This window comes from Streptomyces sp. XY431 (assembly GCF_001279805.1).
GTDB lineage: Bacteria > Actinomycetota > Actinomycetes > Streptomycetales > Streptomycetaceae > Kitasatospora > Kitasatospora purpeofusca.
This window is the reverse complement of sequence record NZ_LGDO01000457.1, coordinates 1-13932: the sequence shown is the minus strand read 5'-3', so window position 1 is coordinate 13932 and position 13932 is coordinate 1. Positions and strand designations below refer to the sequence as shown.

11 protein-coding genes and 1 pseudogene are annotated in these 13932 nt (G+C 72.9%); 8 read left to right on the top strand and 4 right to left on the bottom strand.

The window, feature by feature from the left end:
- The first annotated feature begins 131 nt into the window (after positions 1-131).
- From ADK60_RS28605 to ADK60_RS28590, 4 genes and pseudogenes are all read left to right on the top strand, one after another.
- Complete coding sequence (locus tag ADK60_RS28605) at positions 132-590, top strand: peroxiredoxin (RefSeq protein WP_045938525.1); 459 nt, start codon at positions 132-134, stop codon at positions 588-590.
- A 207-nt stretch (positions 591-797) separates the two neighbouring features.
- A pseudogene (locus ADK60_RS28600) lies at positions 798-1338 on the top strand (TerD family protein).
- A gap of 252 nt (positions 1339-1590) precedes the next feature.
- The gene (locus tag ADK60_RS28595) at positions 1591-2166 is read left to right on the top strand and encodes a TerD family protein (protein ID WP_053649756.1); all 576 of its coding nucleotides are present in this window, start codon (positions 1591-1593) and stop codon (positions 2164-2166) included.
- Between the two features lie 109 nt (positions 2167-2275).
- Positions 2276-3382 carry a DUF475 domain-containing protein gene (locus tag ADK60_RS28590; RefSeq protein ID WP_053649754.1) on the top strand — a complete coding sequence of 369 codons (1107 nt, stop codon included), beginning with the start codon at positions 2276-2278 and terminating at the stop codon, positions 3380-3382.
- Positions 3383-3474: 92 nt separating this feature from the next.
- On the opposite strand, the gene ADK60_RS28585 is transcribed toward ADK60_RS28590, so the two are convergent.
- Entirely contained in the window at positions 3475-4647 is a 1173-nt protein-coding gene (locus ADK60_RS28585; RefSeq protein WP_053649752.1) for a DUF2637 domain-containing protein, read from the bottom strand.
- 344 nt (positions 4648-4991) lie between these two features.
- Between ADK60_RS28585 and ADK60_RS28580 the strand changes: the two genes are divergently transcribed.
- Complete coding sequence (locus ADK60_RS28580) at positions 4992-5720, top strand: Tellurium resistance (protein ID WP_053649750.1); 729 nt, start codon at positions 4992-4994, stop codon at positions 5718-5720.
- A 77-nt stretch (positions 5721-5797) separates the two neighbouring features.
- Here ADK60_RS28580 and ADK60_RS28575 read toward each other — a convergent pair whose 3' ends face one another.
- Positions 5798-6985 (bottom strand): TerD family protein, encoded by a 1188-nt coding sequence (locus ADK60_RS28575; RefSeq protein ID WP_053649748.1) that lies wholly within the window; start codon positions 6983-6985, stop codon positions 5798-5800.
- Positions 6986-7317: 332 nt separating this feature from the next.
- Here ADK60_RS28575 and ADK60_RS28570 point away from each other — a divergent pair, with 332 nt between their 5' ends.
- From ADK60_RS28570 to ADK60_RS28560, 3 genes are all read left to right on the top strand, one after another.
- Positions 7318-8577: an HpcH/HpaI aldolase/citrate lyase family protein gene (locus ADK60_RS28570; protein ID WP_053649746.1), complete on the top strand. Its 1260-nt coding sequence runs from the start codon at positions 7318-7320 to the stop codon at positions 8575-8577.
- A 225-nt stretch (positions 8578-8802) separates the two neighbouring features.
- Positions 8803-11253, top strand: a complete 2451-nt coding sequence (locus ADK60_RS28565; protein ID WP_053649859.1) for a phosphoribosyltransferase — start codon at positions 8803-8805, stop codon at positions 11251-11253.
- Between the two features lie 5 nt (positions 11254-11258).
- Positions 11259-12158 (top strand): HAD family hydrolase, encoded by a 900-nt coding sequence (locus tag ADK60_RS28560; protein WP_053649744.1) that lies wholly within the window; start codon positions 11259-11261, stop codon positions 12156-12158.
- Between the two features lie 27 nt (positions 12159-12185).
- On the opposite strand, the gene ADK60_RS28555 is transcribed toward ADK60_RS28560, so the two are convergent.
- Positions 12186-12413, bottom strand: a complete 228-nt coding sequence (locus ADK60_RS28555; protein ID WP_045938537.1) for an FmdB family zinc ribbon protein — start codon at positions 12411-12413, stop codon at positions 12186-12188.
- Positions 12414-12496: 83 nt separating this feature from the next.
- Positions 12497-13816, bottom strand: coding sequence for a coiled-coil domain-containing protein (locus ADK60_RS28550; protein WP_234371305.1), 1320 nt, complete (start codon positions 13814-13816; stop codon positions 12497-12499).
- Between the last annotated feature and the right edge of the window lie 116 nt (positions 13817-13932).

The following is a 13932-nucleotide window of genomic DNA, read 5'->3' as shown; positions in this document are numbered from 1 at the left end:
CAGGGCGAAAGCGGTGGCCCCGGACGGCGCAGCCCTCACCCGTTCGGCTCAACCGGTCTCGGTGAATGCGAGGATGGCGCTCGCCGCGTCACCCGCGCGGCCCAGTCGCGTCGAGTGGGAAAGGTCACCGCATGGCCATCGAGATCGGCACCGAGGCTCCGGACTTCGAGCTCAAGAACCAGCACGGCGAGCCGGTCCGGCTCTCCGACTTCCGGGGCGAGAAGAACGTCGTCGTGGTCTTCTACCCGTTCGCGTTCACCGGTGTCTGCACCGGCGAGGTCTGCGCGATCCAGAAGGAGCTGCCGCGCCTGCAGAACGACGAGGTCCAGGTGCTGGGCGTGTCCAACGACTCGCCGTTCAGCCAGCGGATCTTCGCCGAGCAGGAGGGCCTGGACTTCCCGCTGCTCTCCGACTTCTGGCCGCACGGCGAGGTCTCCCGCGCCTACGGCGTCTTCGACGAGACGAAGGGCTGCGCCGTCCGCGGCACCTTCGTGATCGACAAGGCCGGCGTGGTCCGCTGGAGCGTCGTGAACGGCCTGCCGGACGCCCGTGACGAGCAGGAGTACCTGGCGGCCCTCGGCGCGCTCTGAGCCCTCCCGGGCGCCCCGGTCCGCGCGGTTCCCCGGCGTGCTCCGGGGCGTCGCGGGCACCGGGTCCACGCGGTTCCCCGGCGCGGACGGGAACCCCGCACTACGATCGGTCCGTTGGCTGGTCAGAGGCTCGGGGCGGTTCGCCGCCGGAGTTTCGGACCGCACCACGGGGGCACCGAGGAGTGCCTCCCGAATCTTGGAGGACAAGTGGGTGTCAGCCTGAGCAAGGGCGGCAATGTCTCGCTCACCAAGGAGGCCCCGGGCCTGACCGCCGTACTGGTCGGCCTCGGCTGGGACGTCCGTACCACCACGGGCACGGACTTCGACCTGGACGCCAGCGCTCTGCTCTGCAACGACCAGGGCAAGGTCGGCGCGGACGGCAACTTCGTCTTCTTCAACAACCTGAAGAGCCCGGACGGCTCGGTCGAGCACACCGGTGACAACCTCACCGGTGAGGGCGAGGGCGACGACGAGGCGATCAAGGTCAACCTGGCGACCGTGCCGGCCGACGTGCAGAAGATCGTCTTCCCGGTGTCGATCTACGACGCCGAGAACCGCTCGCAGAACTTCGGCCAGGTCCGCAACGCGTTCATCCGCGTACGACCTCACCGAGGACGCCTCCACCGAGACGGCGATGGTCTTCGGCGAGCTGTACCGCAACGGCGCCGAGTGGAAGTTCCGCGCGATCGGCCAGGGCTACGCCTCCGGCCTGCGCGGCATCGCCCAGGACTTCGGCGTCAACGTCTGAGTCGGGGCAGGGCCGGTGACGGCCCGGTGGTGAACCACGGCCGGGGCGGCCGCGGACGCGAGAGCGTCGGCGGCCGCCCCGGCCGTTCGCCTTGGGTCGGTGCGGGGTTTGCCGTGCCCGGGCTACGACCTGCTCGGCCGCACTGGAAGGATGGGAGTTCAGGAAAGTTCAGCCGGCCGGAAGGGGCCGGCCGGGGTCGCGGGGGAATAGACCTGAGATGCGCCCCGGGAGGCAAGGGAGGAAGGACCGCCAATGAGTGTCACGCTCGCCAAGGGTGGCAATGTCTCGCTCACCAAGGCCGCGCCGAATCTGACGCAGGTGCAGATCGGTCTCGGCTGGGACGCCCGGTCGACGACCGGTGCGCCCTTCGACCTCGACGCGAGCGCGCTGCTGTGCGCCAGCGGCCGGGTGCTGGGTGACGAGTACTTCGTCTTCTACAACAACCTCAAGAGCCCCGAGGGCTCGGTCGAGCACACCGGCGACAACCTCACCGGTGACGGCGACGGCGACGACGAGGTCGTCCTGGTCAACCTGGACCTGGTGCCGCCGCAGGTCGACAAGGTGGTCTTCCCGGTGTCGATCTACGACGCCGAGAACCGGGGGCAGAACTTCGGCCAGGTCCGCAACGCCTACATCCGGGTGGTCAACTCGGTGGACGGTCAGGAGATCGCCCGCTACGACCTCAGCGAGGACGCGTCCAGCGAGACCGCGATGATCTTCGGCGAGCTGTACCGGTACGCCGGTGAGTGGAAGTTCCGCGCGGTGGGCCAGGGTTATGCCTCGGGCCTGCGGGGCATTGCCCTCGATTTCGGCGTAAACGTACAGTAAAGGCCCTCATCGCTGTGATCGTTCCGTTCGGCGCTCCGGCGCGTCCGGACGCAATCCCGGCGAACGTCGACCTCGTCGACGCCATGAACCCGAAAGGTAACCAAGTCCCGTGTTCCTCCGCACATTCGGCTGGTCATTCGCGATCACCATTCTCGGGCTGATCGCCGCCGGCCTGCTCTGGGGAGCCGAGGGATTCGGCATCGTGCTGATCCTCTCCATCCTGGAGATCTCCCTCTCGTTCGACAACGCGGTGGTCAACGCCACGGTGTTGAAGCGGATGAACCCGTACTGGCAGAAGATCTTCCTCACCGTCGGCGTGCTGATCGCCGTCTTCGGTATGCGGCTGATCTTCCCGCTGCTGGTCGTCGGCCTCACCGCGCACCTCAACCCGGCCACGGTCATCGACCTCGCGCTGCACAGCGACAAGACCTACGAGGGCCTCACCTACGGCCAGTACCTGGAAGCGGCCAACCCGGCCATCGCGGCCTTCGGCGGCGTCTTCCTGCTGATGATCTTCCTCGACTTCATCTTCGAGGAGAAGGACTACAACTGGCTGGCCTGGATCGAGCGTCCGCTGGAGAAGGTCGGCAAGCTGGAGGCCTTCTCCACCGTCGTCGCCCTGGTCACCCTGCTGCTGGCGGCCAACTTCTTCGCCGGTGACCACGCCGAGACGGTCCTGCTCGCCGGTGTGCTCGGCCTCGTCACCTACCTCTCGGTGAACGGCCTCTCCTCGGTCTTCGAGGCGGGCCTGGAGGAGGAGGCCGAGAAGGAGGAGGCGCAGGAGAAGACCGGCAAGTCCATCGTGCAGGTGGGCGGCAAGGCCGCGTTCTTCCTCTTCATGTACCTCGAGGTGCTGGACGCCTCGTTCTCCTTCGACGGCGTCGTCGGCGCGTTCGCCATCTCCAGCGACATCTTCCAGATCACCCTGGGCCTCGGCATCGGCGCGATGTACATCCGCTCGCTGACCGTCTTCCTGGTCCGCAAGGGCACCCTGGACGACTACGTCTACCTGGAGCACGGCGCGCACTACGCGATCGGCGCGCTCGCGGTGATCCTGATGGTCGGCATCGAGTACCACATCCCGGAGATCGTCACCGGCCTGATCGGCGTCGCCTTCATCGGGCTCGCGCTCGGCTCGTCGGTCCTGCGCAACCGCCGGGAGGGCGCCGACGGCGGGGGCGACGGGGACCGGGAACTGGTGGGCAGCGACAGCTAGGACTGTCCTGCCGGTCCCCCGGTAAACGCCGAACGGCCGTTCCTCCCGAGTGGGGAACGGCCGTTCGGCGTTCTGCGTGCGGTTCCCGCTGCTCAGCCGAGCTGCTGCTCGATGGCGCGCAGCTTGCGCTCCAGGGAGTCGAGCTTGGGCATCGACAGGGTGTCGTCGTCCGGCGTCAGGTCGACCGTCGAGCGGTAGGCGGAGGACGAGGCCGACGTCGACGAGGTCGAGGACGAGAGCGACGACGAGGACGAGAGCGACGAGGAGAACGAGGAGGAGGACGAGCCGGAGACCGACTCGGAGCCGCGCGAGCGGCGGGTCTCCAGGGCGCTCAGCGGCGCGGAGTCCAGCAGCGAGCCGGAGGTGCGGGAGGAGAAGGCGTCCACCTCAACGGCTAGGGCAGGCTCCGTAGCGCTCGGGCCGTCTCCGGCAGCGGCGAGGGCGGGCACCTGGCGGCCGCTGCGGTTGCGGGACAGCATGCCGCCCGACTGGCGGGAGATCGCCTTCAGCTCGGCACGCTCGCGGCGGTCGGCGCTGCGGGCCCGCACCTTGGCGTCCAGCTTCGCCTGACGCTCCTCGCGCACCTCGTCGACGGCCTCGTCCAGGCTGCGGACGTTCTCCAGCAGCATCAGCGACCAGGCGGCGTAGGTCTCGCGGGGCGCGCGCAGCCAGCGGACGATGCGGATCTGCGGCAGCGGGCGCGGGACGAGGCCCTGCTCGCGCAGCGCGGCCTTGCGGGTCTGCTTCAGCGCGCGGTCGAACAGGATCGCGGCCGAGATCGACATGCCGGAGAAGAACTCGGGGGCGCCGTCGTGGGACATGCCGCGCGGGGCGTGCACCCAGTTGAACCAGGCCGAGGCGACCGCGAACACCCAGACCAGCAGGCGGGAGCCGAGGGCCGCGTCACCGTGGCTGGCCTCGCGGACGGCGAGCACCGAGCAGAACATCGCGGCGCCGTCCAGGCCGAACGGGACCAGGTACTCCCAGCCGTTCGAGAGTCCCAGGTTCTCCTTGCCGAAACCGACCAGGCCGTGGAAGGAGAGCGCGGCCGCGACGCCGGCGCAGCAGAACAGCAGGACGTAGGAGGAGATCCCGTAGACCATCTCCTTGCGTCGGCGGCGTTCCTCGCTACGCTCCCAGGAGTCGCTGGAGTCGTCCTTCCGGTTGTTGTTCTTGAAGCGCAGCGTCGCCACCAGGATGGCGGTGAACAGCAGGGCTACACCGCCGATGACGGTCCAGACCAGCTGTATGGAGGTCAGGTTCATTGCGGGTCGGGCCTCGGGTTTCCGCAGGGGACAAAGGTCTCAAGTGCGACACGATGATCAGGATCCGTCCCCGGGACCGGGCCTGACGAAGCGTCGTCGTCGGACGGGTGCGCCGACGCGCCCGGGCGGGCGGGCGGGACACCTGTGCGGCTAGACGATATCGCGTCCGAAGTGGCCGCATGGTACGGGAGGTGAGCTTCACCCCGCCAATCGACCCGCCGGTGTCCGGCCGGTGTCCGGCGGGCGGCGGCGGGTAGGGGACTTCGGGTACCCGCGGGCGGGCTGATGCCCGATCATGGAGCGGCGGACCGTCAGAACGGCTGGCGCGGCTGGGGGAGGACGGCATGGCCTCGATTTGGGAGTACCTGCGCGGAGAGCGGAACGCCCTCGACACGGGTGGCCAGTTCAAGGTCACCCTGACCAAGTCCTCGCCGCACCACGCGATCACCGGTGCGGCGGCGACCACCGGCTACCTCTACGTCAACCTGCACTGGACCACCCGGATAGGAGCCCCGAGGGCGAGCGCCAGGGACTCCCTGCGGCGGGTGTTCAGCCCGCGCATCCTCAGCCCGATGGAGCCGGACTCCAGCCAGAACGCCCAGGTCAACGTGGACCTCGACCTGGCCTGCATGTACGAGCTGTCCGACGGCAAGCGGGGCGTGGTGCAGCCGCTGGGCGGCTTCTTCGGCGACCTCCAGCACCCGCCGTACATCAAGCTCAGCGGCGACGACCAGTACGGGGCGCCGTCCGGCGAGACGATGTACGTCAACCTGGAGAAGAAGGACCAGTTCAAGCGGCTGCTGATCTTCGTGTACATCTACGACGGCACGCCGGCCTTCGAGCAGACCAACGCGGTGGTGACGATCGTGCCGCAGTCCGGGCCGCGGATCGAGGTCCATCTGGAGGAGCGGGCGTCGGCGGCCCGCTCCTGTGCGGTGGTGCTGATCGAGAACACCGGTGACAACGCGCTCACGGTGCGGCGTGAGGTGCGGTACGTGAACGGGTTCCAGGCGGACATCGACCGGCTGTACGGCTTCGGGATGCAGTGGCAGCGCGGTTACAAGGCGGAGTGAGGCCGGGGGTTCCGACTCCTCGGGGCGTGCGGGCTCGGTGGTGTACGGGCTCGGTGGTGTGCGGGTGGGCGTGCGGCTCAGCGCGGCTGGAACTGCGGGCCCTGCGGGGGCAGCGCGAACTCCTCGGCGGGCGGGGCCGGCTGCTGCGGGACGGGCGGCTGGGCCTGTGCCTGGGCAGCCTGCTGGCCCTGCTGGCCCTGTTGCGGTGGCTGCGGCGCGGTGTTCGGCGGCGGGTAGCCGTAGCCCGGCTGCTGCTGGGGCGGGTAGCCGTAGCCGGGAGCGGGCGCCGGGGGCTGCTGCTGGGGGTAGCCGTACCCCGGGCGCGGGGCCGGCGGCGGGTAGCCGTAGCCGCCGCCCTGCTGCGGTGACTGCGGTGACTGCGGTGACTGCGGCGCGGTGTTCGGCGGCGGGTAGCCGTACCCGGGCCGTCCGGCCGGCGGCGCGGTCGGGGCGGGCGGGAGGTTCGGCGGCACCGTCGGCGGCTTGGGCGGCGGCGGGGGCGTGTTGGCCGGGACGCCGGTCGGCGCCTGTGCACCACCGGCCTGCGCGGCGGCGGCCGGGGCGGTGGCCGGAGGCTGCGCGGCGGCGGGCTGCGGGACGGCCGGGGCCAGGGTGAAGGTGCCCGGCTCGGGGCGGCCGGCCGGCCGGGGGTCGGGCAGGGCGGCCCGGGGGTCGCCGACGGGCGGGCCGGCGGCGGCCCTGGCCTGTGTGTCGCCCTCGTCCTCGACGGTGATGCCGAAATCGGTGGCCAGTCCGATCAGCCCGGACGCGTAGCCCTGGCCGACCGCGCGGAACTTCCAGGCGCCGGCCCGGCGGTAGAGCTCGCCCGCGACCAGCGCGGTCACCTCGTCCCCGTCGGCCATCGCGAACTCGGCCAGCGCGGGCACGCCGTCCCCGGCGGCGGCGTCGAACAGCAGCAGCCGCAGCCCGCTCACCGCCCGGAACGTGCCGCCCTCGGAGGAACCGGCCAGCACCACCCGGTCCACGTCGGCCGGCAGCTTGCCGAGCTCGGCCTCGACGGTGTCGGTGATCTCGCTGCCGTGGGCGGTCTGCTGCTTGGGCAGGTGGCGCACCAGGCCGGACGGGTGGCGCGGCTGGTTGTAGAAGACGAAGTCGGCGTCCGAGCGGACCTTGCCGCCCGGGCCGAGCAGCAGCGCGGAGGCGTCCACGTCCGGCGCACCGGGCGTGGCGCTCCAGCGCAGCACGGCGCGGACAGCCGCCACCGGCAGTGCGATGTTGGCGCCCTTGGCCATCACGTGCGTCATAGCCGACCATCCTGCCTGTTCGCCACCCCTTCGGACAACGTGACCGGAGGAGGCGTTGTGGGGGGACTTTGCCAACGCTTGCGCTTTGTGAAGTGGAAGGTAACCTTCCGAGAATTCGATGTTTCGGAACCCTCCACGACCCGGCACCGTCCGTACGATGGGCGGGCGGGGGGCTCCTGGACCGGACAACGGTGACCGGACGGGGCCGGACCGGGAACCACCACGGCCGCCGAGCCGGTTGAACCGGGTGCTGGACCGAGTGTCGCCACCGTCCATCCCCGTCCTTCCCCGCCTCCGCCGGACCGGCGGCCGAACCTCCTGAGGAGAGCACCTTGCGCCACTTCGGCCACCTCGCGGACGACGTCCGCGACCGGCTCTTTCTCAGCGCTCCCGGGGAGTTCACCGCCGACAGCGCGGCGGCCGTGCTCGCCACCGCGCTGGGCGCCACCCTCTACAGCCCGGCCACCCGCACCACCCTGCGCACGGACATCCGCAAGCAGGCCGCACAGGGCGTCGTCTCGATGGTGCTCTGCCTGGAGGACGCCATCGCCGACCACGAGGTCCCGGACGCCGAGGCCAACCTGGTGGCCCGGCTCGGCGAGCTCTGGGCGGAGGTCACGGAGAGTGCCGGGTCCGGCGTCACGGAGGGTGTCGGGTCCGCTGTGACGGAGGGTGTCGACCCGGGTGGAATCTCCACCGGTTGCACACAGGATCTTCCCCTCCTCTTCGTCAGGGTGCGGACCCCCGCGCAGCTGACCGACCTCGCCGGCCGGCTCGGACCCGCGATCGGGCTGCTCACCGGCTTCGTCCTGCCGAAGTTCACCGAGGACACCGGCGGCGACTTCCTGGAGGCGCTCGCCGCCGCCGAGGCCGCCACCGGGCGCCGGCTGTTCGCGATGCCCGTCCTGGAATCGCCCGAACTCGCCCACCTGGAGACCCGCCGCGACCAGCTCTTCGGCATAGCCAGGCTGCTCGACAAGCACCGCGAGCGCGTCCTCGCCGTCCGCCTCGGCGTCACCGACCTCTGCTCCGCGTACGGCCTGCGCCGCTCGCCCGACCTGACCGCGTACGACGTGGCACTGGTCGCCTCGGTGATCGGCGACGTGGTGAACGTGCTCGGCCGCGCCGACGGCACCGGGTTCACCGTCACCGGCCCGGTCTGGGAGTACTTCCCGGTCCAGGAGCGGATGTTCAAGCCGCAGCTGCGCCGCACCCCGTTCGCGGAGGCCGAGCCCTCGCGCGAGGCCGTCCGCCGGCGGATCATCGAGCACGACCTGGACGGGCTCATCCGCGAGATAGAACTCGACCGCGCCAACGGCCTGTTGGGCAAGACCTGCATCCACCCCAGCCATGTGCCCGCCGTCCACGCGCTCTCCGTCGTCACGCACGAGGAGTACAGCGACGCCCACGACATCCTCCAGCAGGAGCGCGGCGGGGGCGGGGTGCTGCGCTCGGCGTACACCAACAAGATGAACGAGGCGAAGCCCCACCGGGCCTGGGCGGAGCGGGTGTTGCTGCGCGCCGAGGTGTTCGGGGTGGCCCGGGAGGACGTCAGCTTCGCGGAGCTGCTCTCGGCCTGCCTCTGCCGTTGAACCGCTGAGCCTTTGAGCCGCTCGCTCGGCCCGTCAACCTTGCCCACCGCACCACCGCAAAGACCGAAGACAGGACCCGTAGTGACAGCAGCGCAGCAGGACCGGACCACTGGGGCCGACGGGACGGACGGGACCCTCGGCCCCGTCGGGGGCGTCGGGGGCGTCGGCTCCTTCGGGGCGAGCGCCGAGGGGCCCGCGGGAGCGGGGGAGTGGACCGGGCGCTGGGTGGCCGAGCGGGCGGGCGTCACACTGACCGGCTCCGAGCGCCTCCCCGAGCTGGTCGGCCTCGCCCTGCGGGAGAACCGCAAGCGGGCCCACCTGCTGGTGTCCACCGTGCTCGGCAAGCACGTCCCGCAGCAGCCCGCGGTGGTGCACGGCGCCGGACTGGAGCTCGGCCGCCGGGTCCGCGACCTGCTCGACCCGCTCGGCGGCGAGGCCGTCGCCCGCGCCGTCGTCCTCGGCTACGCGGAGACCGCCACCGGCCTCGGCCACAGCGTCGCCGACGGCCTGGACGCCCCCTACCTGCACTCCACCCGCCGCCCGGTGCCCGGCCTCACCCCGGTCGGCGGCTTCGAGGAGGAGCACTCGCACGCCACCTCCCACCTGCTGCTGCCCGCGGACCCCCGGCTGCTCGCCGGTGACGGCCCGCTGGTCCTGGTGGACGACGAGTTCTCCACCGGCACCACCGTGCTCAACACCATCCGCGAACTGCACGCCAACCACCCGCGCGAGCACTACGTGGTGGTCGCGCTGGTCGACCTGCGCGGCCCGGCCGACCGGCGCCGGCTCGCCGACACCGCGGCCGAACTCGGCGTCCGGCTGGACCTGGTGGCGCTGGCCGACGGCGGCGTCGAACTGCCCGCCGACGTCCTGGACCGGGCCGAGCGGCTGATCGCCGAGGCCGGCCCCGCGCCCGAGCCGCCGGCCGCCCCGGTCGCCCCGCTGGTGCGGGTCGACCTGGACTGGCCGGCCGGGCTGCCCGACGGCGGGCGGCACGGGTTCACCCGGGAGCACCGGGCGCGACTGGAGGCGGCGCTGCCCGGTCTGGCCGAGCGGCTGGCGGCGGCGGTCGACCCCGACGGCGCTGCCGGTGCCGACCGTGCGCGGGTGCTGGTGCTCGGCTTCGAGGAGCTGATGTACGCGCCGCTGCGGCTGGCCGACGCCCTCGCCGAGCGGCTGCCCGGCGGCACCGACCGCGTCCGCTACTCCACCACCACCCGCTCGCCCGTCCTCGCCGTCGACGACCCCGGCTACGCCATCCGCACCCGGCTGGCCTTCCCCGCCCACGACGACCCGGCCGACGACTCCTCGCGCGAGCGCTACGCCTACAACGTCGCCCCCGGCACCGACCCGGCCCGCCGCTTCGGCACCGTGGTGCTGGTGGTCGACGACACCGCCGACACCCCCGCCCTGCACGAGGGCGAGCGCGCCCTGCTCGGCCAGCTGCGCCGGGTCACCGACCGGGTGGTGCTCGCCGTCCTGCCGTCCCACCGGCCGACCGCCCCCGCCACCCCGGCGGCTCCGGCGCGTCCGCTGTACGGCCCCGAGTTCTCCTCCTACCGCGCCGACGAAGTGGCCTGGCTGCTCAAGGACCTCACCGGCGTCGACCTGGAGGCGCCCACCGAGGAGCGCGAGGAGGCCGTGCAGAGCGGCGGCGCCCACTACGCCGAGTCGCTGCCGGTCGAGTACCAGCCGAGCCCCGAGTACCAGGAGCTGTTCCACCAGGCGCTGCGGGTCTCCGCCCGACGGATCGCGCTCGCCGTCGGCACCGTCGCCGAGACCCTGCTGCGCGAGCGCGGCCCCGGCCTGGTGCTCGCCTCGCTGGCCCGCGCCGGGACGCCGGTCGGCATCCTGATCCGCCGCTGGCTCGCCGCCGGACACGGCCTCGACGCCCCGCACTACGCCGTCTCGATCGTCCGCGGCCGCGGCATCGACCCGGCCGCGCTGCGCTACCTCGACGCCCACCACCGGGCCGCCGACGTGGTGTTCGTCGACGGCTGGACCGGCAAGGGCGCGATCACCCGCGAACTCGCCGAGGCCCTCGCCGGGACCGGCTTCGACCCCGACCTCGCCGTCCTCGCCGACCCCGGCCGCTGCGTGCGCACCTTCGGCACCCGGGACGACTTCCTGATCCCCTCCGCCTGCCTCAACTCGACCGTCTCCGGCCTGGTCTCGCGCACCGTGCTGCGCTCCGACCTGATCGGCCCCGACGACTTCCACGGCGCCAAGCACTACACCGAGCTGGCCGGCGCCGACGTCTCCGGCGCCTTCCTGGACACCGTCGCCGACCACTTCGCCGACGTCCGGGCCGAGGCCCTCGCGGCGGCCGAGCGGTTCCTCGCCCCCGAGCACGCCGAGGAGCGCGCCCCCGACTGGGCCGGCTGGGCCGCCGTCGAGCGGATCAGCGCCGAGTACGGCATCGACAGCGTCAACCTGGTCAAGCCCGGCGTCGGCGAGACCACCCGGGTCATGCTGCGCCGCGTCCCCTGGCGGGTGCTCGCCCGCCGCGGCGCCGGCGCCGACCTCGACCATGTCCGGCTGCTCGCCGCCCAGCGGGGAGTGCCGGTCGAGGAGGTGGACGACCTGCCGTACTCCTGCGTCGGCCTCATCCACCCCCGCTACACCCGGGGGGCGACCGGCGCCTCCGGCACGGCCGTCCTCACCAAGGAGTCCTGAGCCCGATGAGTGGTCACGCACGCCCGGACGGCGGATCCGCCGCCGCACCGCGCTTCGTCGTCGCGAGCGACCTCGACCGCACCCTGATCTACTCCAACCGGGCCCTCGCCCTGGACGTGCCGGACCGGCTCGCGCCGCGCCTGCTCTCCGTCGAGGTGCACGACGGCAAGGCGCTGTCCTTCATGACCGAGCAGGCCGCCGCGCTGCTCGTCGAACTCGCCCGCGAGGCCGTGCTCGTCCCCGCCACCACCCGCACCCGGGCCCAGTACGAGCGGGTCAACCTGCCCGGCCCGACGCCCGGTTGGGTCCCGCCCTACGCGATCTGCGCCAACGGCGGCCGGCTGCTCGTCGACGGCGTGCCGGACGAGGACTGGCAGACCGAGATGGCCGGCCGGCTGGCCGAGGGGGCGGCTCCGCTGGCGGAGGTGGTCGAGCACCTGGCCCTCTGCGCCGACCCCGAGTGGACCCACAAGCGGCGGGTGGCCGACGAGCTGTTCGCCTACCTGGTCGTCGAGCGCGCCGAACTGCCGGCGGGCTGGATCGCCGAACTCACCGGCTGGTGCGCCGAACGCGGCTGGACCGTCTCGCTCCAGGGCCGCAAGGTGTACGCGGTGCCGGCGCCGCTCAGCAAGAGCGCGGCGCTGGCGGAGGTCGTCCGCCGGGTCGGCCCGTCCACGGTGCTGTCCGCCGGCGACTCGCTGCTCGACGCCGACCTGCTGCTCGCCGCCGACGCCGCCTGGCGCCCCGGCCACGGCGAACTGGCCGACACCGGCTGGACGGCCCCCGGGGTCACCGCCCTCGACGAGATCGGCGTCGCGGCGGGCGAGGAGATCGCCCGCCGCTTCCTGTCCCGGGTCCGGGGCGAGGTCGGGACTCCGGTCCCCACTCCGGCCTTCGGCGCCTAGCGCCTAGATTCCGGCCAGGGAGTCCGGCTAGCCGCAGCAGCCGCCGCCGCAGCACCCCCCGCCGCCACCGGCCGACGGGGCCTGCTGCGGCGCGGCGCCGCCGGAGGCCGCGCCGGTCACGGCGACGGTCGACAGCAGCTTCACGGTGTCCGGGTGGCCCTGCGGGCAGACGGCGGGGTCGTTGGCCTGCGCCATCGCGCGGCGGAGCTCGAACGTGGCGCCGCAGGAGCGGCAGCGGAAGTCATAACGAGGCATACCCGCCAGCGTATCCGGGCCACCGGCACCCGCTCCCGCTTCCGCTCCTACTTCTGCTTCTGCTTCTTCTTGTGCCCCGGCTCCTACTTCTGTCCCCCGAGCTCGCCGCGGATCAGCTCCACCACGTTCGCCGCCGACTCCCGCACCGCCGCCAACTCGGTCAGGAACCGCCAGTAGTCCGGGTGCCGCCCGGCCGCCTCCAGCTCGGCCACCGCGCGGTCCAGCCGGGCCACCGCAGCGTCCAACGGCGCGGCGTGCCGCGGATCCGGCGCGTGCCGCCCGGCCATCGCCAGCCGCTGGGCGTCCCGCAGCGCGAACCGGGCCCGCTCGACCTCCTTGTTCGGGTCGATCTGCACCTCGTTCAGCTGCCGCAGCCGCTCGTTCACCGCGACCACCGACCCGTCCGCCGTGTCCAGCAGCGCGCGCACCGTCCCCAGTGCCCCCGTGGCATCCGCCCACCGCTGCTCGTCCCGGGCCAGCGCCGCCTCGGCCAACTTGACCTCGGCGGCCCGCCCGGCCTCCGCCACCTGGTCCGGCACCCGCTGGAGGTCCTGCCAGCACGAGGCGGAGAACCGCCGGCGCAACTCGCTCAGCGCCGGCGGCACCGTGCCGGCCTTGGTCTCCAGCGCCTGGATCCTGGTCCGCAGACTGGCCACCCGCCGGTCGATCTCCCGGGCCCGCTCCGGCAGGTGCCCGACCTCCGCCGCGATCGCCTCCGCGCGCTCCTTCACCCGCTCCGCGCGCTCCAGCGTGTCCGGTACCCCGTGCCGGGCCACCCCCTCGTTCAGCCGCCCCAGCTCCGGCGCCAACTCGGCCAGCCGCGCCGCCGGCCCGTCCGCCCGCAGCCCGGCGCCGCGCGCCACGTCCAGCGCGTTACTGGCGTCCAGCAGCGCCCGCTTGGCCTGCTCCACCGCCGGGGCCACCCGCATCAGCTGCGACTCGGCCCGCTCCAGCGTCGGCTGCAGCCTGCGCAGGAAGTCGTTCAGCTCCGACAGCGCCGAACCGAGCTGGCCCTTCACATCGTCCAGCTGGTGCTTGGCCCGCGCGGCCGCACCGGACTCCAGCTCCTCCGCGTCCAGGTCGTGCGCGTCCAGGGCGGACAGGTAGTTCACAGTCACCTGGTCGACCCGGCCCGAGATCGCCTCGAAGTCCGCGGCTGCCCGCCGGGCCGTCGCACTGTCCCCGACGGAACGCACCGTCTCCACCGCCAGCCGCACCTCGCGCTGGGTCGAGTCCACGTCGTAGAACGCTTGCTGCGCCGCGTCCCTGGCCGCCCGGGCGTCCGCCCGCATGCCGTCACCGCCGCGCCGCCCCCACCAGCCCCCGCCGGCCCCGAACGACGCCGCCGCGGCGGCCCCCAACGCCCCCGCGACCACCCCCGGCAGCACCAGCGCCTCGGCCATCCCGCTCCCCGGCCCCCGCCGCCGCCCCCGCCCGCCTCCGCCGGCCACCCTCACTGCGCGCTCCCTGGTTCCCGACCGCTGGTCCACCACCATTCTTCCCGATCACCCCCCGGACC

What these genes read in the sequence shown, in the direction of transcription:
- ADK60_RS28585 (WP_053649752.1), bottom strand. Translation starts at nt 4,647, where the DNA reads ATGAACCTGACCTCCATACAGCTGGTCTGGACCGTCATCGGCGGTGTA.
- ADK60_RS28595 (WP_053649756.1), top strand. Translation starts at nt 1,591, where the DNA reads ATGAGTGTCACGCTCGCCAAGGGTGGCAATGTCTCGCTCACCAAGGCC.
- ADK60_RS28560 (WP_053649744.1), top strand. Translation starts at nt 11,259, where the DNA reads ATGAGTGGTCACGCACGCCCGGACGGCGGATCCGCCGCCGCACCGCGC.
- ADK60_RS28550 (WP_234371305.1), bottom strand. Translation starts at nt 13,816, where the DNA reads ATGGCCGAGGCGCTGGTGCTGCCGGGGGTGGTCGCGGGGGCGTTGGGG.
- ADK60_RS28575 (WP_053649748.1), bottom strand. Translation starts at nt 6,985, where the DNA reads ATGACGCACGTGATGGCCAAGGGCGCCAACATCGCACTGCCGGTGGCG.
- ADK60_RS28605 (WP_045938525.1), top strand. Translation starts at nt 132, where the DNA reads ATGGCCATCGAGATCGGCACCGAGGCTCCGGACTTCGAGCTCAAGAAC.
- ADK60_RS28580 (WP_053649750.1), top strand. Translation starts at nt 4,992, where the DNA reads ATGGCCTCGATTTGGGAGTACCTGCGCGGAGAGCGGAACGCCCTCGAC.
- ADK60_RS28555 (WP_045938537.1), bottom strand. Translation starts at nt 12,413, where the DNA reads ATGCCTCGTTATGACTTCCGCTGCCGCTCCTGCGGCGCCACGTTCGAG.